A 20,651-nucleotide genomic window follows, 5' to 3' on the forward strand; every position below is an offset into this window, starting at 1 on the left:
AGGGCATCCGCTATCGTCGCACATTCAGTTCGCGATCGCTAGCGGCAGTCGCCCGAAAATATCCGCCTAGGGTACCTGCAAATATCGGGTGAGCCTAGTCCAGCGAGCATAAAGTTTCGCAACCGGAAGCTGCACAACGTTGGTAGAGGCTGCTTTAAAAGGGGGATCGCGGTTAAAACCGCGACTACAAACCTCGACGGGCTGTCCTAAGGGTTGCTTTGTGTTTGTAGTAGCGACTTCAGTCGCCAAAACGGCTGGTTTCTGGACTTTTCAAACACCCCCTTAGAATAGATCAACAATGAAAGCCCTACTACAGCACTTCCATACTTGGTGAGGTACAGACAAGGGACCTAAGCCCCTTGTTCACAAAGCTTGACAGTACTTCATTAGCGAGGGAAGGGCTGTCTCGGTTAGTCTGAAACTTTAGAGACGTATAACTGATAAAGTGGGGCACTGATAATAGTAACCTTCCTAAAAAAGATATTCACAAATGCATCAATTGCACTTTTGGGGCATCTCAAAATATCCCTAGCTTCAACAGAATGTTCACTCCAGAGATAATCATCAAATGCAATTAATCCTCCTTTCCTAGCCAGTTGGAATGCGAGAACTGCATCTGAAAGAACATCAGGAGTTTGATGTGAACCGTCAATATAGATAAAATCAAAATAGCCAGACATCCCTTGTGCGATCAATTTTGATAATGCAGTAATAGATTTTTCTTTATAGCAAACCAAATTCACTGGACAAGATGAGCCTTGAATCTCGATCTCAGTATTAGCCTTGAATCGCCTTTCTACACTGGGCATGTCCGCTTCAACAATTCCCCCTCGATGATGTTCTATACCGCCTTCCCAAGTATCGATACAATAAATTTCGAGGCTATCTACCATAGATGAGAGAGTTCTAATTAAATAGCAAGTAGAGGCTCCTTCGTAAGAACCAATTTCCAGAATTCGTTTCGGTTGCAACTGTGGAAGCAACTGATCCCAATTAGATTTTGCAGAGACGAGAAACCAGTCATTAGTAAACTCTTGCTTCATTTCAAAATCACCTTCCAAAGATGCAGAGCGGGTTTCACCCAGGCCAATGATGCCATCGCAACACACCGAGATCCCGGACTGACGAATATGGGTCAGGGTTTGCAGCCGATCGGCATCGATTCAGGTTGTAATAACCTGCGCTTAGCCCATCCGAAACTGGCTAACTCCGAGGGCCTTGGCCTGCTGTGCCGCCGACAATCGCCCCAACTCCCCCCTAGGGCTGAAAACCGAGGTTTCATAGTAGCCCGACTAGGGGCAATAGGCACATAATTTTCGACACAGCCTCCCGTTTTCACCGGGAGCGGGGTGAGCCTAGTACCGCGAGCATAAAGTTTCGCAACCGGAAGCTTCACAACGTTGGTAGTAACGACCTTAGGCGTTGCGGGCTGAAGCCCGCACGACAAACTGCAAGCGTTCTACTAGTCCACATCCATTTGGGACTGGAGGTAATTGTGCAACCCCACCTTTTCAATCAGTTCTAAGTTGGTTTCCAGATAGTCAATATGCGCTTCCGTCTCATCCAGGATATGCTCCAGGATTTCACGGGACACATAATCCCGGACCGTTTCAAAATAGGCAATCCCTTCCTTCAGCGTAGCCTGGGCTGTCCGCTCCAGCTCCAGATCACAGGCCAAACATTCTGGGACCGCTTGCCCAATGCGCAATTTATGGAGATCTTGCAGATTTGGCAAACCTTCTAGGAAAAGAATCCGCTCAATGACCGAATCGGCGTGTTTCATCTCTTCGATCGATTCCTTGTATTCGTGGGAACCGAGCTTATTGAAGCCCCAATTCTTGTACATCCGAGCGTGCAGAAAATACTGGTTAACCGCTGTTAACTCGTTAGTTAGAACTTTATTGAGATGCTGGATAACCTGCGGATCACCTTTCAATGTCAATCTCCCTACAGCAGTCTGAGTTTGGTTTACAAAAGAGGCTTACAGGGACAGCTTACGGCATTCATTGATGCGGACTATCCCCCCCTTCACCAGGAACTAACCCCTGGAGGATGCCTTGGGCACACTCCGAACACCGGCCACACATACTCCCCACACCTAGCTTAGCCTGGAGATCGTCCAGGGATCGGCAACCACTGTGGATAGCTTGGCGAACTTGGGCATCGGTTACGGGGTTACAAATACAGACGTACATGGTGTGAGTACCTCTTGAGAACTATTAATACAGATTGGAGCCTGGAATCCTTAATTAATTATTAATATTGCCTTGTAAGTGCTGGCCCAGTCTAAGCGCTAGCCAGTGCTGGCCCATTGGTCACAGGAAAATCTTTAGCTACCTTAGATTAGAGCTTATTAGCATAAATTGTCAATAAGCATGAAAGATGGGGGCGATCGTTTCCCTCGGTAGCTGGGGGTCTTAGGGCTGGAGGTGGCGCGTAAACTGGCCCGGTTAGGGGTCTCGACAGCTACCGCTGCTTGTTGCGAACTGGGAAGAACGTCTGCTGGGCGCTCGTTGGCCCGATCGCGGCCTGCTTCAAGGCGATCGCAAACTGGCCTCTAGATCCTGTTGCCAGCGTGACCAGTCAGCTAGGGCCTGGGGATCGGCAGGGACGCCCCGCTGCCAGAAGAGAACCCCATCTCGCACCGCCCGGAGGCCATAGTCCTGGCCCGCCAACATCTGGGCGATCGCAGGCAGCATCGCCTGTAGCTTTTGGCGATCGTCCTTAAAGGCCACCTGATACTGCTGGAGTTGCCATAGATCCGCGATGGCGTAATCCATCAGGATCACCTCCCCCTGATCATTGCGCAGGTGTAAATCCGGGAAGCGGACAATCTCGCGGCGGCTTGATAGGTGCGGCACAATATGGGTAGTGGCAGCAACGCTGGCGGTTGGGGGAATCTCGGCCAATAGGGGACGAATGGCCTGGGCGTGTTGCCACTGGCGCACGGGTGAAATATAGACCCAGGGACTGATCGAATCAGGAATCATAAACGATAGGGCGCGGTTGGGATTGGCGGCGATCGTAAACCCCAGGGCCAGGACTAAACAGAAAGCCCAAAATTGGCGCAGGCGACGGGGAAATTTTACTGCTGGGGCCGTTGGATCACGCCGCTGCTCAGACAGCGGCAGGGGGACTAGCGGGGCAGACGACCTAGAGACTGCCGGTTGCTCCGAGGCGGCGGCGCGTTCCGGCCAAGCGGTATCGGGGGCAGCCCGCCGCGAACGCAGGGTGAAGTAATGCGCCCACCAAAGGATTGCACCATACCAGAGGCCAGGGACAACAACGATCGCATACCGGATACTGAGCGACAGGGGCGACTGGCCCCGCTGTAGGAAAATAGCCAGGAGGGGGAAGCCCGCGATGATCCAGGCAGCAGGAGCGATCGCGGGGATTAATGCCAGGGGAAGCCATTGGCCTAGGAGGTATTCCACCTTGCGGGTGAAGGGCGTCAGGATTTCGATTACCATGCGCCAAGGCCGCCGCACGATCGCCCAAATAATATCCAGGGTGGTAGCTTCAGGACCGTCAACATACTGGCCAAACCGCTCGATCATGAACCGCCGGGAAATATCATCCGAAAAGAGCGGCATGATGACATTGGTCAGGCTGACCACATAGAGGAAACTCAAGCTACACACGGCTAACCCCAGTTGGGGGTAGCGGCGGCTGAGGAGCAGGTAGGCCCCCACCCCAAACAGGGCAATCCCCGTGTCTTCGCGAACCAAGAGAGTCAGGACTGATAGCAGGCTAAACAGCCACCACCAGCGTTTTTCCAACGCCAGCAGGAGACCAAAGAGGAATAGGGGAATCTGGCAAAGGTCGTGGAAATTGGCCAGCGTTGGTCCAATCACCGCATTGGCGCAATAATAACTGGCCGCTACCCAGACCGATACATTGGGCATGAGGTAGTGGCGGGCAAGGGCATAGAGAACGAGGCCCGCACTGGTGGTCAGGGTTACCTGCAAGACCATGAGAGTCACGGGACTGGGGGCGATCGCGTACACCGGCAGCCACAGCAGTAGGGCAGGGGTAAAGTGCTGACCGAGGCGATGGTAGGCAACGCTGGGCACTTCGCCATCGTGGACCACGGGCGTTGACAGGGTGGAGGACAGGGAACTTTGGAAAAAATTACCCCGCAACCCATTCCAAAAAACCTGGTTGAAGATGCCCTGATCAAAGGAAACGTAAGAAGCCGTGAAACTGAAGTAGCGCTGCAACAACAGGAGCAGGGTTAGGCTAAAAAAGATCACCGCGATCGCCAGGATAGTTCGTACCTGGGGGGTGAGTTGGGATAAAGGTTTAGAAAATAGTGGCCACTGATTAAGCATGAAGGCTGCCCACGCACAGCGAGAGGAATAGGGAAAACCGAACCACGGAAAACCGCGATCGCCGCAGCCCAGAGGTACGGCCCGCTCTGGGGATAATGGTGACACGGCTACCCAGGATTTATGGTTTGATTGTCCCGCGTTTTCGCACAACCAGACCCCTGCTGTTTTTAAGCTGATGTACCCAACCGATGTTCCAAACGACTCGCCGCCGACTAGCGCTTTGGTATACCACGGTAACGGCTGTGTTATTGCTGCTATTTGCCAGTGGTTTCTATGGATATGTGCGGGCGACATTGGTCGAGCGGATTGATGACACGCTCAATCACGTGGTTGAGGTGGTAACGCGATCGCTGGTGATTGAGCCAGTAAATCCCCATCGGGAGGGAGGTCCCCTGCGGGTAAATGTGGAGGCCAGTTTCCGCAGCAATACGGATGCTCTAGATGATGACCATATTGATCTGGAGTGGTTTGATGCGGATGGCGTGCTTCGCTGGTCCACATTTGCCGATCCGTTAGCGATTCCGTTGCACGTGAATCGGGCGGGCGAGACGATCGCGGTACCCCGTCATCAACCGCTGGCTCCTAGCCCCCAACCGCCAGCCTTTACATTACCCCCAGCAGCCCTGACACCTACGGAACCCTTACTGCTGCGACAGGTAACAGCCCAAGTGACAGTGGGTCATACCCGGTTGGGCTATTTGCGGGTCAGCCATCCCTGGTTTGAGGTGACAAAACCCACACGGCGGCTACTGCTGGACCTGGGGCTGGGGACAGCGGCAATGGTGGGTGCGGTGGCGGCGATCGGGTGGTTGCTTTCTGGTTTGGCAATGGAGCCGATCCGGGCGTCGTACCAACGGCTGAAGCAGTTTACAGCGGATGCCTCCCACGAATTGCGTAACCCGATCGCGATGATCCAAACCAATGTCCAGGTAGCGCTAGCAGACCCGGACCCCGACCCCCAGGTGCAACTTCAACAATTCCAGGTCGTCGAGCGCCTGACCCGTCGCCTAGGGCGGCTGGTGGAGGATCTCCTATTTTTGGCCCGACAGGATAGTGGTATGGTCCAACCGCACCGGGATCGGCTTGATCTGGAGCTAGTGTTAGCGGAGGTGATTGAGGAGCAGCGGACCCTTGCGGATACCAAGTCGATCGCTTTGCACGGTGTCCCGCCCCCAACCAGCCCGAACTCCATCGGACCTACCCGCTATGCCCTGGAGGGTGATCGTGATCAGCTAGCGCGTTTATTTACCAATGTGATTGCGAACAGTATCCAATACACACTACCGGGGGGTAAGGTGACGATCACCCTGCAACCAGACACCCACCATCCCCTGGGTCGCCAGACAGAAATGGCCTTCAAGGTAACGGTTCAAGATACGGGGATTGGGATTTCGCCGGAGGCCCTCTCCCAGGTATTCGAGCGGTTTTATCGGGCTGATCCGGCCCGGAGCCATCACAATGCCGCTGGATCGGGGTTAGGGTTGGCGATCGCCCAAGCGATCGTGGCGAACCACCACGGCCAGATCCAAGTTGCAAGTGTCCCTAACCAGGGCACAACGGTGACGATTTGGTTACCCGCCCTGGGGAGCGATCGCGTGAATTAGCGTTTGGGAGAAGAGAGGGGAGAGAAGAGAGAAGAGAGAAGAGAGAAGGTGGACACTGGAAGCGCCATCAGCAGACAATTACGGCTCGATCGGTTAATTCCTTCATGGACCTATATGAGCATCTAACTACCACGATAGGTACTATATGACCACGGAGACGTCAGCAAAGGAACGTGGTAGTGGGCATCCGTATCCGCAATCCCAAAACGAATGGGAACCTGATCGAGAAAGGGGGGAGATCCCACTTGGAGGGTGGGCGATCGCTGCGCAAAATAATCCCCAACTCCAAAAATCAGTTCATAAATCCCTACCCGTAAATCCCCATCACTGAGCAAGGGCTGATCAGTGCGGCCATCGGCGTTGGTCACGCAGGTTTTGAGATGGGTACGGGTTCCCGTATCCGGCGCGATCGTCCACAATTCCAGGGTCATTTGTGCCGCTGGACGCCCATTCGCCGTATCCAAAACATGCGTCGTTAATTTACCCATCTTGAAGTTTCTGGTGACTGGTAGGCTTGGCTCATAGTTTAAGGCGGAATCGCGGCTGACGGATCGGGGGTGGCTCCCTGCCTGCGATTGGCCCCTTGCAAGTGCCCCCCTGACGCGGGGGAGATCCCGCCTATACTCACTCCCCCCGTACCGCAAATTTGAACTTATAGTTGAACGTATACAGCCCTTCCATATTTCGTGAGGTACAGACAAGGGGCTTAAGCCCCATTGTTTACAAGGCTTGACCGTACTTCATTAGGGAGGGAACGGCTGTAAACCATTCCGGGTACCGCAGAAATCCCAATCTTGGGCTGATAACCAGCGTCATCTCGTCGGTTGGGGCGGTTGAACTGCCCTCCATCCCCATCAATCGAAGTGCCCTTTTCTGGGTTTTATCGCTCGCAATTTGCCTACATCATTTTCTGTCTATTACGCAAAACCCCTATGACTGCAACCGCTACCAAAATTGACAATCCCCTGCTAATCGGGACGGGCCTGCCGCCCTTCGACCAGATCCAACCGGAACACGTTGTTCCCGCCATCACCCAAGCGCTGGCCGATGCCCACGATCGCCTCACCCATCTGGAAGAAAACTTTGTTCCCACCTGGGACGGGTTGATGGTGCCCCTGCAACGGTTGCAGGATCGACTGTCCTGGAGTTGGAATATTGTTGGGCATTTGATGTCAGTCAAAAACAGCCCGGAACTTCGGCAAGCCCACGAAACCATGCAGCCAGAGGTCATCAAATTTTGGGTACGGCTGAACCAAAGTCAGGCTCTCTATGCCGGGTATCAGCAATTGGCTGAACAGGGCGATCGTGCAGGGTCTCCGCAGGAGAATCGCCTCAATGAAACCCAACAGCGTATCCTGGACACGGCCCTCCGGGATGCAGAATTGGCCGGGGTCGGGCTAACGGGAGAAACACGGGAACGGTTCAACGCCATCCAGATGGAATTGGCCGATCTGGGGACTCGCTTCTCCAACCAGGTCCTTGATGCCACTAAAGCCTACAGCCTCACCCTCACCGATCGCGCCGAAATTGCAGGACTGCCCCCCAGTCTCCTGGCCCAGGCTGCCCAAGCTGCACGGGAGGCAGGTAACCCTGACGCCACAGCAGAGCATGGTCCCTGGCGGATCACCCTGGATATCCCCAGTTTTATGCCCTTCATGCAACACAGCCAACGGCGGGATCTGCGGGAGACTCTCTATCGGGCTATGATCACACGGGCCGCTACGGGGGAATGGGATAACCAACCCCTGATCGATCGCATCCTCAGCCTGCGCCAGGAAATGGCCGAAATCCTAGGGTTTAAGAACTACGCCGAACTCAGCCTGTCCCAGAAGATGGCCCCCAGCGTTGCCGCCGTGGACGAACTCCTTGAATCCCTGCGGCAAGCTAGTTATGATGCAGCCGTAGCCGACCTGGCGGCCCTGCGCCAATTTGCCCGTGAGCAAGGGGCACCGGAGGCGGATGATCTGCAAAACTGGGATATTAGTTTCTGGTCCGAGCGCCTGCGGGAGGCCAAGTTTGCCTTCAACAGCGAAGAACTGCGTCCCTATTTCCCCCTCAATCAAGTCCTCGAAGGTTTATTCGACCTGGCCCACCACCTGTTTGGCGTGACGATTACCGCTGCCGATGGTCAGGTCCCGGTTTGGCATCCCGATGTGCGTTACTTCCAAATTGCCGATGAAACCGGCCAGCCGATCGCCTATTTCTACCTCGATGCCTACAGCCGACCAGCGGAAAAGCAGGGGGGAGCCTGGATGGGCTATTGCCTGAACCGCAGTCGATATCTGGAAGGAGCAGAATCAAAGCTCCAGCTTCCCGTCGCCTACCTGGTGTGTAACCAAACTCCACCAGTGGACGACAAACCCAGCCTTATGACCTTCCGCGAGGTGGAAACCCTCTTCCATGAATTTGGCCACGGCCTCCAGCACATGCTAACCACGGTCGATGATACCGGGGCGGCGGGCATTCGCAATATCGAGTGGGATGCGGTCGAACTGCCCAGCCAGTTCATGGAAAACTGGTGCTACCACCGATCGACGCTCCTAAGCCTAGGCAAACATTACCGCACTGGCGAACCCCTACCAGAACACTATTATCAAAAACTCCTGGCCGCTCGCACCTTTATGAGTGGCACCGCCACCCTGCGGCAACTGCTCTACTCCTGGGTGGATCTGGAACTTCACGCTCGTTACCAACCCGGCGGTTCAGAAACCCCCCATCAGGTGCGCGATCGCATTGCCCAACGCACGGCAGTCCTACCGCCCCTCCCCGAAGATCGCTTCCTCTGTAGCTTTGGCCATATCTTCGCTGGAGGGTATGCTGCCGGTTATTACAGCTACAAGTGGGCAGAGGTCCTCAGTGCTGATGCCTTTGCCGCCTTTGAGGAAGCGGGTCTGGAGGACGCACAGGCGATCGCCCAGGTAGGTCGTCGATTCCGGGATACCGTCCTCGCCCTAGGAGGCAGCAAACCGCCAATGGAAGTATTCCAAGCCTTCCGGGGGCGGGAACCGGATACCACAGCTCTCTTGCGCCATAGTGGTTTGCTAGCGGCTGCTTAGGTTATCGAGCCGTCTTGGCTGGGGTTAGGGAGTATCTGGCCCGATCGCCCCAGCCTTTGGCTTACGTGTTGTCAGGGCAAGTCGATGGCTGGGGGTTTAGCTTCCCGTGAGGCTGGCCATGACCTCCGCAACTGGTTGCAGGCGATCGGCCCGCCCAATATTTGCCCCGGAGAACACCAACCCCTGTTCCAGATTGCCCTGGGCTGCATTCGCAAGGGCTTGGGCAATGCAATAGGTCCGCTTCGTATCTCGACAGAGGCAGGTGGTGAGACAATTAGCGACGCAGGGTTGAACAAGATCGGGATCAGCCGCGATCGCCTGTTCTGCGAAGGCATTCCGCAACGCCCGCCCTGGTTTCCCCACCGGACTGGGAACCAGCACCACATCTTCCGGCTTGGCCTTCAGGTGGAATTCCTTATAGCGGGGGTGGGCATCACATTCTTCCGTGGTGATAAAGCGACTGCCCACCTGGACCCCCTGGGCACCCAAGGCCAGTAGGCGATCGACATCGGCCCGATCCCACACTCCGCCCGTCGCGATCAAGGGGATATCGGCCTTCAGTTCCTGGTGAATATAGTCGCGGATCAGGGGCAGGATCACCTCAATCCGATTATGGTCCGTGGGCATCCCGCAGGTCGTGCCAATATGGCCGCCCACCGCCTGGGAGTTTTCCACAATCAGGGCATCCGGTAACCGTTGATAGCGCTCCTGCCAAGTGCGGCAAATCTCCCGGACGGCTTCCAGACCGCAGACCATCGGCACCAGGGCCACCTGGGGATAGTCGGCCAACCGTTCCGGTAAATCCAGCGGCGCACCGGCCCCCGTCATGATCAAATCCGCGCCGTGGGCAGCGGCAGTTTGCACCAGGCTAGCGTAGTCACGGGTGGCCACCAAGACGTTCACACCGATCAAACCGTGGGGGCTGAGCGATCGCGCCCGTTGCAGTTCATCAATCAAAGCCAACCGATTGGCCACCGGGAACGGTTTGCGCTGCCCTGGATGATTGAAATAGGGGGACATCAATCCCAACCCCAGCGAGGAAATCACCCCGATACCGCCCGCGTTTGCCACTGCCGCCGCCAGTCCCGCACCGGATACCCGCACGGCCATTGCCCCCTGCACGATCGGCACCTGTGCCAGATGCTTGCCAATGCGCAGGGGCTTGAGGGAAGGAAGAGAGTCAACCACGCCTAAACCATCCAAAATTTCTTAATAACTACAAAGTAATGGAAATAAGCATAGCAAGCGCGGGGGGCGATCGCGGTGTTAAGAGTTTTGAACATCCGACAAGACCACGGACAGAGTTAAGCATTAAGCAGCGATCGGGCATGGCTAACCCTAAAATGCAGATCAATGCGTTTTCAGTCCCCATGCAAGGTTTTCCGGAACACCGCCTCATCCTCGTTGTCGAAAACAATCCCGAACACATCGACACCATTCGTCGTGCGTTTGACTTAGGAGCAACCCCCTACCAGCTAGAGATCCTGGCTGACGGCCAACAGGCCCTCGCGTTTTTGCAGCAGCAGGGGGATTACGCCAACGCCCGCCGTCCGGATTTAATCTTGCTGGCCCTCAACCTACCAGGGAAAGACGGCCATCAGGTATTGGCTGAGATTAAGGCCAACCCCGATTTGCGGCGGATTCCGATCGTCGTCCTCACCGTTTCCGATCGCGATGAGGACATCCTGACCAGCTATGCCCTCCAGGGGAACTGCTATGTGATCAAGCCAGCGGCGGGCGATCGCCTGTTTCAAATTGTGAAGCGAATTGAGGAGTTTTGGTTAGGAATTGTGACCTTACCTCTAGAGTAAAGGCTATTGGATGTTAGACTTTTGATTAACTAAGTTTAATTTTTTTAAGAATAACCATAAGGTTTAATCAGAATTTAAGTTATCGGCAAGGATTTTCCGGGAAAGTTTCTGGTTTATTTAATAATTTTCCGGGAAAGTCACTGGGTTTTCTCGATATCCTGCTGAATAGAAGTTGCGATTGGGATGACATTCAGACCGCGTCTTCCCCTGGAATATCTTCAGGCTCAGATAAGAAATTTACTTGATTGATATTAAGTTTTACTTGATAGATGTTAAGTCTTGTATGACGATTCGGTATTCCGGTATTTATTTAAGCTATTTCGCTAGAAATGGGGTAGCCATCCTGGCGCGATCGCGGTGCGTGACGCAGCAAAGCATGTGGGGTGTGATTTAACTTCATTTTTATCGTGGAGGGCCTTATGGTCGAAACAGTTCAGTTAGAGGCGGGGCAAACGTTTAATCTGACCCAGCTTAAGCAGCCGGAGATTCATACCCTGACCCAAATTCAGCCACATGGGGTCCTCCTCGTGTTGCAGGAGCCAGATTTTACCGTTCTCCAGGTGAGTCGTAACAGCAGTGCCGCGCTGGGTTTAGCGCCCGATACCGTTTTGGGCAAGCCCCTGGATGAAATTCTTGATCCGTTCCAGGTCGATCGCTTCAAAGCGGGTCTCGCCAATGGCAATTTGGATCTGATCAACCCCAGCAAGGTTTGGGTCCGTCGCGACGGGGATGATTACCGCGTCTTTGATGCCGTCTTCCACCGCAGTGGCGATGGTTTTTTAGTCCTAGAACTGGAGCCAGCCCTGACACAGGACACCATTCCCTTTTTAAGTTTTTATCACCTGGCCAAGGCATCGATTAACCAGCTCAAAACCACTTCCCGGTTAGAAGCGTTCTATCAGGTCATTGTCCAGGAGGTGCGCAGTGTGACGGGGTTCGATCGCGTCATGCTCTACAAATTCGACACCGATGGGCATGGCGAAGTCATTGCCGAGGACAAACTTGATGACATGGAGCCGTACTTGGGGTTGCACTATCCCGAATCGGATATTCCCCAACCGGCCCGCAAATTATTCCTCTCTAACTGGATTCGCGTTATTCCCGATGCTCATGCCGAACCCGTGGCGTTGTATCCTGCCCAGAACCCGATTACCGGGCAAGCGATCGACCTGACCCTCTCGATCCTGCGCAGTCCCTACCCGTGCCACCTGGAGTATCTGCACAACATGGGCGTGGGAGCCTCGCTGACGATTTCCCTGATGAAGGATCAGAAGCTCTGGGGCCTAATCGCCTGCCACCACCGCACCCCGAAATTGGTGCCCTACGAACTGCGCAAAGCCTGCGAATTCCTAGGCCGAGTCATTTTTGGCGAAATCTCTACGCGGGAAGAAGCCGCCGACTACGGTTACCGGATGAAACTGGCCCAAGTGCAGGTGGAACTGATGGAGTCCATGTCCCAGGCGGAGGATTTCATTGATGGCCTGGTGCAGCATGAACCTAACCTGCTGGATGTGGTCGATGCCAGTGGTGCCGCCGTGTATTTCCGGGGCCGCTGGACGACCCTAGGCCGGACACCGCCAGAGGAAGAATTGAATTATCTGGTGCAATGGCTGGCGAAATCCGTGGATGAGGAAGTGTTCTACACGAATTCCCTACCTCTGGTCTATTCCGACGCCGAACGGTTCAAGGACGTGGCCAGTGGTCTGTTGGCGATTCCCATCTCCCGGCGCAGTTATGTGCTGTGGTTCCGTCCGGAGGTGATCCAAACCGTGAACTGGGGCGGTGATCCCAACCAGGCGTATGAACTAAAGGAACGGGGCGGCGAAGCACGGCTATGTCCGCGTCAGTCCTTTGCCCTGTGGAAGGAAACGGTCCGGTTGAAGTCCCTACCGTGGCAGGTGGTCGAAGTCAAGGCGGCGTTGGAATTGCGTAAGGCGATCGTCAACATTGTCCTGCGGCAGGCGGAAGAACTGGCCCTGCTGGCGGAAGATTTGGAGCGCTCCAATGCTGAGTTGAAGAAGTTCGCCTATGTGGCCTCCCACGACTTGCAGGAACCCCTGAACCAGGTCGCCAACTTTGTGCAACTGCTGGAAATGCGCTATGACGAAGCCCTGGATGACGATGCCAAGGAGTTCATCGGCTTTGCTGTCGATGGGGTGAGCCTGATGCAAACCCTGATCGATGATGTGCTGGCCTACTCCAAGGTGGATCTCAAGGGGATTGAGTGGGAACTGACCCCCGTGGAGACGGCCCTTAACCAAGCGCTGGGTAACCTGCGCCGCCGCATCACCGAAACCGAAGCGGTGATCACCCATGATCCGCTACCCACGATCGTCGCCGATGGCACGCAACTGATGCAGTTGTTCCAAAACCTGGTGGGCAATGCGATCAAGTTCAAGCAACCCGATGTCGCGCCCCGCATTCACATTGGTGTACAGCGGCAGGAGGATGCTTGGCTCTTCTCGGTTAAAGATAACGGCATTGGGATCGATCCCCAGTTTGCCGATCGCATTTTCGTGATCTTCCAGCGGTTGCATACCCGTGATGAATATCCCGGATCGGGGATGGGGCTAGCGATTTGTAAGAAGATTGTGGAATGTCACCGGGGTCGGATTTGGGTCGATTCCCAGCTCGGTCAGGGAGCCACCTTCTATTTCACGATTCCGGTCGGAGGCCGGGATTCCCGCCGCGTTCGCGCAGCGTCTCCCCAAGAGAATCGCTACGTCAATCACCACCATGCCAGCGGAAACCAGAAATAAAATTATCTTCCTGATTGAAGACAATCGGGGGGATATTCGTCTGATTCAAGAGGCGCTGAAAAGCACCCATGTCCCGTGTGACATTGTGATTGCACGGGACGGCATGGAGGCGATGGCCTATCTCCGTCAGGATGGGGAGTTTGCCCAGGCTCCCTATCCCGATCTGATTCTGTTAGACTTGAACCTTCCCAAAAAAGATGGTCGCGAGGTCTTAGCTGAGATCAAGGCCGATCCGGTTCTCAAGCATATTCCCATTATTGTGCTGACCACCTCCCGCAATGAGGAGGATATTTTTAAGAGTTATGATTTACACGTGAATTGCTATATTTCTAAATCACGCAATCTCAGTCAATTATTCAAAATTGTGCGGGGGATTGAAGAATTTTGGTTAGAGACAGCAACATTACCCCCCCAGGGCCAAGATCCCAGTCCTTAAGCAACCAGCCCTTAAGCCATCAGCCCTTAAGTGCCCGGGCCGTCATTAATGTGCTGTTGGTGGAGGATAACCTGGTGGAGGCGCGGTTGCTGCGCGAAGTCCTTAAGGGGATGGCCCTGCATCATTTCCAACTGGTCCATGTGCAGCGCTTAAAGGATGCCTTTCAGCAATTACAGGAACAGTCCTTTGCCGTAGCGCTCCTGGATTTGACCCTACCGGATAGCACGGGTCTCGATTCGCTAGATGCCCTGATTGCCCAGATGCCCAGTTTACCGATCGTGGTACTCACGAATACCAATGATGAGGATCTGGCGATTGAGGCGGTCCGGCACGGGGCACAGGACTATATTGTTAAGCGCCATATTAATCAAGAATTATTAGTCCGATCGCTGCGATATGCGATCGAACGCAAGCAAAATGCCGAAGCCCTACGGGAAACCAACGAAATTCTGGAGCAACGGGTCCAGGAACGCACCGCTGAATTAAAGGCGGCAAATGAACTCCTGCGCCAGGAAATCGAAGCCCGACAGCGGGTGCAGCGACGGTTAGAACTGGCCCAAAAAGCGGGTAAAATCGGCACTTTTGAGTGGAATATTCGCTCGAATCAGGTGACCTGGAGTCCAGAGGTGGAAGCCCTATACGGATTGGCGGCGGGGAGTTTTGGCGATGGTTACGAGCTTTGGTTACAGGCCCTCCATCCCGACGATCGCGATCGCACCGAGCAGGAACTATGGCAGGCGATCGCGAATAACCAGGGCTTAAATACGGAATTTCGCATCCGCTGGTCGGCGACGGAAACTCGCTGGCTGGCTGTGAAAAGTAGCCTGTTCCAAGACGATCGAGGACGGCCCCTGCGCATGATCGGGATTCACATGGATATCACCGAGAAAAAGCAGTTGGAAGCCCAATTTTTGCGGGCGCAACGGCTGGAAAGCCTGGGGACATTGGCTAGCGGCATTGCCCACGACCTCAACAATATCCTGACCCCGATTTTGGCCGTGGTGCAGCTATTGCCCATGAAAGTGCCCGACTTAAACGAGCAAACCCAACATTTACTGCAAACCTTAGAAACCAGTGCCCAGCGGGGAGCCGATTTAGTTAAACAGATTCTCTCCTTTGCGCGTGGGGTTGAGGGAAAACGCGTCTCGTTGCAAATTGAGCATCTACTGGCCGAAGTGCGACGGATGATTCAGCAAACCTTACCCAAGTCGATCGAGATTCAACTAGATATTGCCCCCCAGCTTTGGCCCGTCTTCGCTGATGCCACCCAGTTACACCAGGTCTTGATGAACCTTTGCGTGAATGCCCGGGATGCCATGCCCGATGGGGGCACTTTACAGATAGCGGCTGCCAACTGTGAGGTGGATGAGGCAATGGCTCGCCGTTATTTGGATGCCCAGGTGGGTCCCTATGTGGTTGTTTCCGTCACGGATACGGGGATGGGGATGCCCGCGTCGGTTCTGAACCGGGTGTTTGATCCCTTTTTTACGACGAAACCCCTAGGCAAGGGTACGGGGCTGGGCCTATCGGCGGTGATGGGTATTGTCAAAAGCCACGGGGGCTTTATTGATGTCGTGAGCGAGGTCCACAAGGGCAGTGAGTTTCGTATTTTTCTCCCTGCCTGCCAGCCCAGTTCCCCGCCCGCACAGGATGGTTTAGCCCTATTACTGGGCCACCAGGAATTAATTCTGGTGGTCGATGATGAAACGGCGATTTGTGAGATTACGAAGGCTACCTTGGAAACCTATAACTATCGTGTTCTCACGGCCAATGATGCCCTGTCGGCGATCGCCCTCGTGGCGGAATATCAGGATCAGTTACAAGGCGTTTTAATTGATTTGATGATGCCCGTCATGGATGGACTTTCCACAATCCCCCTGATTCGTCACCTGCGGCCTGATCTGGCGATCGTGGCCATGAGCGGTTTGGGGGCATCGGAACCCACCCTGCAAGCGGAGCAACTGGGGGTACAGTATTTCTTACCGAAGCCGTTTACCACGAAGGAATTATTGGAAGTTCTCTACCAGGTCCAAAGCAGTGCCAAGGGGTTGCCGGGAAGGGAAGGCTAAACAACCCGCAGCCGACCTTGTTGCAAGCTTTGAAAGACTCGATTGACCAGATCATGCTCCTGTGGTTCAATCACTGGCTTGTTCAGCAGGCTCATCAACCATTCTTGGTCCATGCGGGTAATGCGGCGGGTCGTCAAAATTTTGGTCACAACTTGTTCTAGGTTGTTTTCCAGGTTGGGGAGGGTAAAGGAGGAAGATGGCATGGCGAACACCTCAGCGGTCAGTTGGTTCTCTCGATATCTTTAGTATCGGCTGGATTTCCCGCTGCTTCAGTGATGGGCCATGCCTCCCGTCGTGATAGTCCAGAGGCTGAGGGGTGATGTGTTTCGACCGCAGGTGTGAGTGAAATCACGGTGAGTGCAATTACAGTGAGTGCAATTACGGCGAGTGCAATTACGGTGTGTCCCCCCCCTCGATCTGGACTTGGGTACCCTGGGCAGCGATCGCGGGTCCTCCTGTAGATGAAAAAATGATTTCATCCTTCAAACAATCTGGACTTGGGTACCCTGGGCGGCGATCGCGAGGGGCAGGGCCGTCGCCTGAATCCCCACCCCTTGCCATGCGGCAACCATTGCAGCAGCGACAGCGGCAGCTTGGGTGGGTGACGTTAAGGCCAGTAATGTGGGGCCTGCGCCACTAATCACTAGGCCATCGGCTCCCGCTGCCAGCGCCGCAGCTTGCACGGCTTCATAGCCTGGGATGAGGGATTGACGGTAGGGCTGGTGAATGCGATCGGCGAGGGCTGTCTGCAACCAGGTGCGTTCGCCAGTGGCGAGGGCTTGCACCAGTAGACCCACATGGGCGGCGTTGAAAATCGCATCGGCACGGCTGTACTGGGTGGGTAGGACCTGGCGGGCTGCCTGGGTTGAAAGTTCAAAGTCGGGGATGGCTAAGACTGGGGCGATCGTTTCGTGCCAGAGAAGTTCACAAATCACCCACGCGTTAGCCGTTTCTGCCTGTACCGCTAAGCGACAGCCCCCCAGCAGCGCCGGGACCACGTTATCCGGATGGCCCTCGATCGCGATCGCCAGGTCCCGAACCGCAGTTGTAGACAGGGGTTCCCCCGCAAGCACATTGGCCGCCACCAACCCGCCAACGATCGCTGTCGCTGAACTCCCCAATCCCCGTGCTAACGGGACCGCCATTTCCACCTCAATCCGCACAGGGGGAGGCGATTGCCCCATCTCCTGGTACAGCCGCAGGAAGGATTGGTAGAGCAGATTGTCTGGCCCGGTACTGACGCGATCGGCCTCGGCCCCCGTCATGCGAATCTCCACAGGGGGGGCCGCTGTTGGGAGAGGAGTAAACGTAAAGCGGTTATAGAGGGTTAGGGCCGCCCCCAGACAATCAAATCCAGGTCCCAAATTCGCCGTCGTTGCTGGCACCGTTACACAAACCGTCGCTGGGGTCACCATCCTGATCGCCGCCTCCCAATTCCGAATCACAACCTTCCCCACTGCGGGGGCAGGCCCTATCCTACCGCCTATCCCATACCCAGCATACGGACGTAGGGGGCAATTTTGTGCCCATTTTTTGTGTCCATTTTTTGCAGTTATCGAAGGGGGGGCTATACTGTGGCTCGATTTCTATATTGCTCAAGGATGTGGTTATGAAAATGACTAAAACGACGGTGGGTCAGGTGGTGGGCCTGATGGGGGGGCTAGGGGTGTGTTTCTCGCTGAGCGGCCTCCCCCCGGCGATCGCCCAAACGCAAGCCGCGAGTACTGATCCAAACTCTAGCTGTCAATATTTGCGGGAGATTAGCACGGGGCAAACCCATATCCGCAAGCGGATTAATACCCCCACGGTAGGAATTGTACGATCGAACAATTGGAACACGGATTTTGCGGTGCCAGCCGGTACGCCTTTTTCCTTTTATGTGGCCGTGATGACACCGGAAAACAACGCTCAGTACGATGCCACGATTAACATGATTTACCCCGATCGTTCTTCCTCGACGGCTTTTGAACGCCGTGTTCCTCTGGAGCGAGGCCGTACCTACAGTCTGCCGTTCCAATCGCCAACAGGCCGTCAGCCGCATCAAATTAACTTCCGCATTGGGGGAGCGAATAATAACGCCTATACCATTTCGGCTCTAGCTTGTCAGTAAGGGTATATTTTAAGAGGGAGATCGCGGTTAAAACCGCGACTACAAACCTTAATACTTAGCCCTCCCAGTCATTTTCCCACATTCGCATCCCACGTTTGTATCCCACGTTCGTAGTGGCGACTTCAGTCGCAAAAGCGATCGCGCTAGGAAAAACTGGAAGTACCGCGGCTCACAATGCTTCAATAGGAAAGGCGAATCGGAGCAGGCGATGACGGATGAAGACCTGGATCACAAAATCCTGGATTAAACGACTACAAACACGCCATACCCTATTAATTGCGATTCTGATTGTAAGTTTATGCCTCTATCTGGATGGTATCAGTTGGGGATTGCCTAGTTTCAGTGGCTGGGCCGTGGATGAAGTGTTGCCCGCCCAGGTATTACGGGGGATGCAGGCCGGATTTACCAATGGTTGGTCCGAAAAGTATCCCCCCTTTCACTTCTATCTATTAGCCATTCTCTATACCCCTGTTTACTGGTTACACCATCGAGAATTTAATCAGCTTTTGGAAGACCTACCAACCTATACCCTTTTGTTTTATCTGGGGCGTTTACTCAGTGTCGTGATGGGGGTAGGCATCGTTTTTTGTCTCTATCGGTTAGCGCGGGAGGTTGCCTCGCGATCGGCGGCATTATGGGCAACACTGATGACCGCTATCCTGTTACCAATGGTTTACTATGCCAAGGTTGTTAATCTGGATGTTCCCTACTTATTTTGGGTGATGGTCTCGTTTATTTTCTATGTGCGAATTCTTAAATATCACTGCTTAAAAGACTATATTCTATTTGCCATCATGGCTGCGATCGCGGTTTCGACCAAAGATCAAGCCTACGGATTTTACATCCTGACTCCCTTTTTCATTCTCTGGCAATACTCCCGACTGCTGCAAGCCCAGACAGGTCAGACATCGCGATCGCGGGTTTGGCTTCAGGTACTACGCGATCCGCGTCTTGTGTATACAATCATGGCCGGAGCCTTTACCTTTATCGTTCTGAATAATCTGATTTTTAATTGGCAGGGTTTTGTTCAACACGTGGATTTGATTACCGCCGGGTCAGCAAGTGTTATTCCTCGTTACCCGCAAAATCTGTGGGGACACCTGCAAATGTTTAGCCAGAGTTGGCGACATATTCGCTTTGCCTTTGGTTGGCCCCTGTATCTTATCTGCCTAGTGGGTCTGATCAACGCCCTGCGGAAACCGCGACAAAATGCCCTTGCCCTGATGCTTTGGGTTCCGCTTATTTCCTATTATTTAACCTATATTACCGTGATTGTCTTTAATGACGTGCGTTATCTTCTGCCTTTTAATCTTATCCTGACAATTTTTGGTGGGCAGTGGTTGGCACAACAGTTTTCCCGGCAAGACCAAGCAACCAAACAGAGGGAAAATCAGACACTAGGCCAAATGCAAAATCATTGGCGATCTTGGCGATCTTGGCGATCTTGGCGATCGCTAGCCATTATCCTGATCTTTATCTACAGTTTTTTCTATGCCTATTCGATCAATGTCTTGATGAAGCACGATTCTCGGTATACGGTCGAGTCTTGGATGGCGGCTAATATGGATCGGGAAGCCATCATTTTGGCCACAGGTGCAAAACGCTATTTACCCCGATTGGAAGCACAATACGCCCATGTAGATATTGAAATGGAACCCACGATCGCGCATCTACACTCGCAGGACTTTGAGTATGTCATTACAACCAGTGGCTACGATATTCGCCGGTTTGCGATCGGCTCCCCCCAATATGAATTCTTTACCCAGCTTGCGGGGGGAACACTAGGCTATGAAAACGTTTTTGCTTATCAATCTCAACCGTGGCCTGATCTACTTAACCATGCAGAATTGGGCGAACGGTACCTGGAAACACGCGCGATTCACTCTAACTTCGACAAGATCAACCCAGAGATTCGGATTTATCACCAGCGATCGTGAAGCTTTTGGGGATGCATTCTGGCCCATCCTGAGCCGTTGACCGTTGACGATCCCACAGACGTATGGGTGTCGGCAAGGTTTAATGCCCCAAGGGATCACCTTTAAAGATAGCCTCAATCACGTCCCACTCTCCGGCTTCCGGCTCGGGGGGGGGGATATAAATCTGCTTGCCGAGTTGTAACGCGGCCTGGGCCGTGGGGCCATTAACGATCGTGCCAAAATGAATTAACCGCTGGGCTAATTCCTGGTGCTGCTCAGGATTATCCCGTAGGCGATCGCCAAAATGGTGTAACCAGACCGTCAATTCGGTTTCCGTGAGGTTCTTACTGATTAGCCAGCCCTTAAACCGACCGGAAGTGAGTTCAGGATTATCCAGCAGGGCTAAAAACAAGGCCTCGTACTCAGCTTCCGATCGCGCTGGGGCGGCATTCCCTATCGGGGCGGGTGGTGCCACCGCAGCAGCGGGGTGACGGCCAAACCACCGCTGCCATAGCTGCTGAAGCCAGTGCCAAAGCTTCTGAAACATTCGTCGTGCCCT

At 54.2% G+C, this 20,651-nt stretch carries 17 protein-coding genes; 8 read left to right on the top strand and 9 right to left on the bottom strand.

The annotated features are described in order from the left end of the window. Nucleotides 1-410: 410 nt before the first annotated feature. The 4 genes from ACWIUF_RS14900 to ACWIUF_RS14915 all read right to left on the bottom strand — a co-directional run bounded on the left by ACWIUF_RS14900 (nt 411) and on the right by ACWIUF_RS14915 (nt 4,436). A complete protein-coding gene (locus tag ACWIUF_RS14900; protein WP_448573268.1) occupies nt 411-1,043 on the bottom strand; it encodes a class I SAM-dependent methyltransferase in 633 nt (210 codons plus the stop codon). A gap of 419 nt (nt 1,044-1,462) precedes the next feature. Beyond that, nucleotides 1,463-1,936, bottom strand: a complete 474-nt coding sequence (gene bfr, locus ACWIUF_RS14905) for a bacterioferritin (RefSeq protein WP_448573269.1) — start codon at nt 1,934-1,936, stop codon at nt 1,463-1,465. A gap of 67 nt (nt 1,937-2,003) precedes the next feature. Beyond that, complete coding sequence (locus ACWIUF_RS14910; protein ID WP_448573270.1) at nt 2,004-2,195, bottom strand: (2Fe-2S)-binding protein; 192 nt, start codon at nt 2,193-2,195, stop codon at nt 2,004-2,006. A gap of 339 nt (nt 2,196-2,534) precedes the next feature. Continuing rightward, the gene (locus ACWIUF_RS14915) at nt 2,535-4,436 is read right to left on the bottom strand and encodes a DUF2079 domain-containing protein (protein WP_448573271.1); all 1,902 of its coding nucleotides are present in this window, start codon (nt 4,434-4,436) and stop codon (nt 2,535-2,537) included. 83 nt (nt 4,437-4,519) lie between these two features. On the opposite strand from ACWIUF_RS14915, the gene ACWIUF_RS14920 reads away from it, so the two are divergent. Beyond that, entirely contained in the window at nt 4,520-5,935 is a 1,416-nt protein-coding gene (locus ACWIUF_RS14920) for a sensor histidine kinase (protein ID WP_448573272.1), read from the top strand. A gap of 122 nt (nt 5,936-6,057) precedes the next feature. Here the strand turns inward: ACWIUF_RS14920 and uraH are convergent, their stop codons facing one another. Beyond that, nucleotides 6,058-6,423: a hydroxyisourate hydrolase gene (gene uraH / locus ACWIUF_RS14925; RefSeq protein WP_448573273.1), complete on the bottom strand. Its 366-nt coding sequence runs from the start codon at nt 6,421-6,423 to the stop codon at nt 6,058-6,060. Between the two features lie 444 nt (nt 6,424-6,867). On the opposite strand from uraH, the gene ACWIUF_RS14930 reads away from it, so the two are divergent. Next, a complete protein-coding gene (locus ACWIUF_RS14930; protein WP_448573274.1) occupies nt 6,868-8,991 on the top strand; it encodes a M3 family metallopeptidase in 2,124 nt (707 codons plus the stop codon). Nucleotides 8,992-9,087: 96 nt separating this feature from the next. Here ACWIUF_RS14930 and ACWIUF_RS14935 read toward each other — a convergent pair whose 3' ends face one another. Further along, nucleotides 9,088-10,179 carry an NAD(P)H-dependent flavin oxidoreductase gene (locus ACWIUF_RS14935; protein ID WP_448573275.1) on the bottom strand — a complete coding sequence of 364 codons (1,092 nt, stop codon included), beginning with the start codon at nt 10,177-10,179 and terminating at the stop codon, nt 9,088-9,090. A 140-nt stretch (nt 10,180-10,319) separates the two neighbouring features. Between ACWIUF_RS14935 and ACWIUF_RS14940 the strand changes: the two genes are divergently transcribed. From ACWIUF_RS14940 to ACWIUF_RS14955, 4 genes are all read left to right on the top strand, one after another. Next, a complete protein-coding gene (locus ACWIUF_RS14940) occupies nt 10,320-10,802 on the top strand; it encodes a response regulator (protein WP_448573277.1) in 483 nt (160 codons plus the stop codon). 419 nt (nt 10,803-11,221) lie between these two features. Beyond that, nucleotides 11,222-13,561 carry an ATP-binding protein gene (locus tag ACWIUF_RS14945; RefSeq protein ID WP_448573278.1) on the top strand — a complete coding sequence of 780 codons (2,340 nt, stop codon included), beginning with the start codon at nt 11,222-11,224 and terminating at the stop codon, nt 13,559-13,561. Beyond that, nucleotides 13,539-13,997: a response regulator gene (locus ACWIUF_RS14950; protein ID WP_448573280.1), complete on the top strand. Its 459-nt coding sequence runs from the start codon at nt 13,539-13,541 to the stop codon at nt 13,995-13,997. The genes ACWIUF_RS14945 and ACWIUF_RS14950 overlap by 23 nt, the downstream gene beginning before the upstream one ends. Then, entirely contained in the window at nt 13,946-16,066 is a 2,121-nt protein-coding gene (locus tag ACWIUF_RS14955) for an ATP-binding response regulator (RefSeq protein WP_448573281.1), read from the top strand. Before ACWIUF_RS14950 ends, ACWIUF_RS14955 begins: the two co-directional genes overlap by 52 nt. Here ACWIUF_RS14955 and ACWIUF_RS14960 read toward each other — a convergent pair. After that, nucleotides 16,063-16,269: a hypothetical protein gene (locus tag ACWIUF_RS14960; protein WP_448573282.1), complete on the bottom strand. Its 207-nt coding sequence runs from the start codon at nt 16,267-16,269 to the stop codon at nt 16,063-16,065. The two genes, ACWIUF_RS14955 and ACWIUF_RS14960, sit on opposite strands and share 4 nt — an antisense overlap. A gap of 279 nt (nt 16,270-16,548) precedes the next feature. Next, the gene (gene thrB / locus ACWIUF_RS14965; RefSeq protein WP_448573283.1) at nt 16,549-17,523 is read right to left on the bottom strand and encodes a homoserine kinase; all 975 of its coding nucleotides are present in this window, start codon (nt 17,521-17,523) and stop codon (nt 16,549-16,551) included. 152 nt (nt 17,524-17,675) lie between these two features. On the opposite strand from thrB, the gene ACWIUF_RS14970 reads away from it, so the two are divergent. After that, nucleotides 17,676-18,176, top strand: a complete 501-nt coding sequence (locus tag ACWIUF_RS14970) for a hypothetical protein (RefSeq protein ID WP_448573284.1) — start codon at nt 17,676-17,678, stop codon at nt 18,174-18,176. 215 nt (nt 18,177-18,391) lie between these two features. Beyond that, nucleotides 18,392-20,113, top strand: coding sequence for an ArnT family glycosyltransferase (locus tag ACWIUF_RS14975; protein WP_448573286.1), 1,722 nt, complete (start codon nt 18,392-18,394; stop codon nt 20,111-20,113). A 79-nt stretch (nt 20,114-20,192) separates the two neighbouring features. Here ACWIUF_RS14975 and ACWIUF_RS14980 read toward each other — a convergent pair whose 3' ends face one another. Then, nucleotides 20,193-20,639 (bottom strand): hypothetical protein, encoded by a 447-nt coding sequence (locus ACWIUF_RS14980; RefSeq protein WP_448573288.1) that lies wholly within the window; start codon nt 20,637-20,639, stop codon nt 20,193-20,195. Nucleotides 20,640-20,651 lie beyond the last annotated feature (12 nt).

It is taken from the genome of Trichothermofontia sp. (assembly GCF_053493415.1).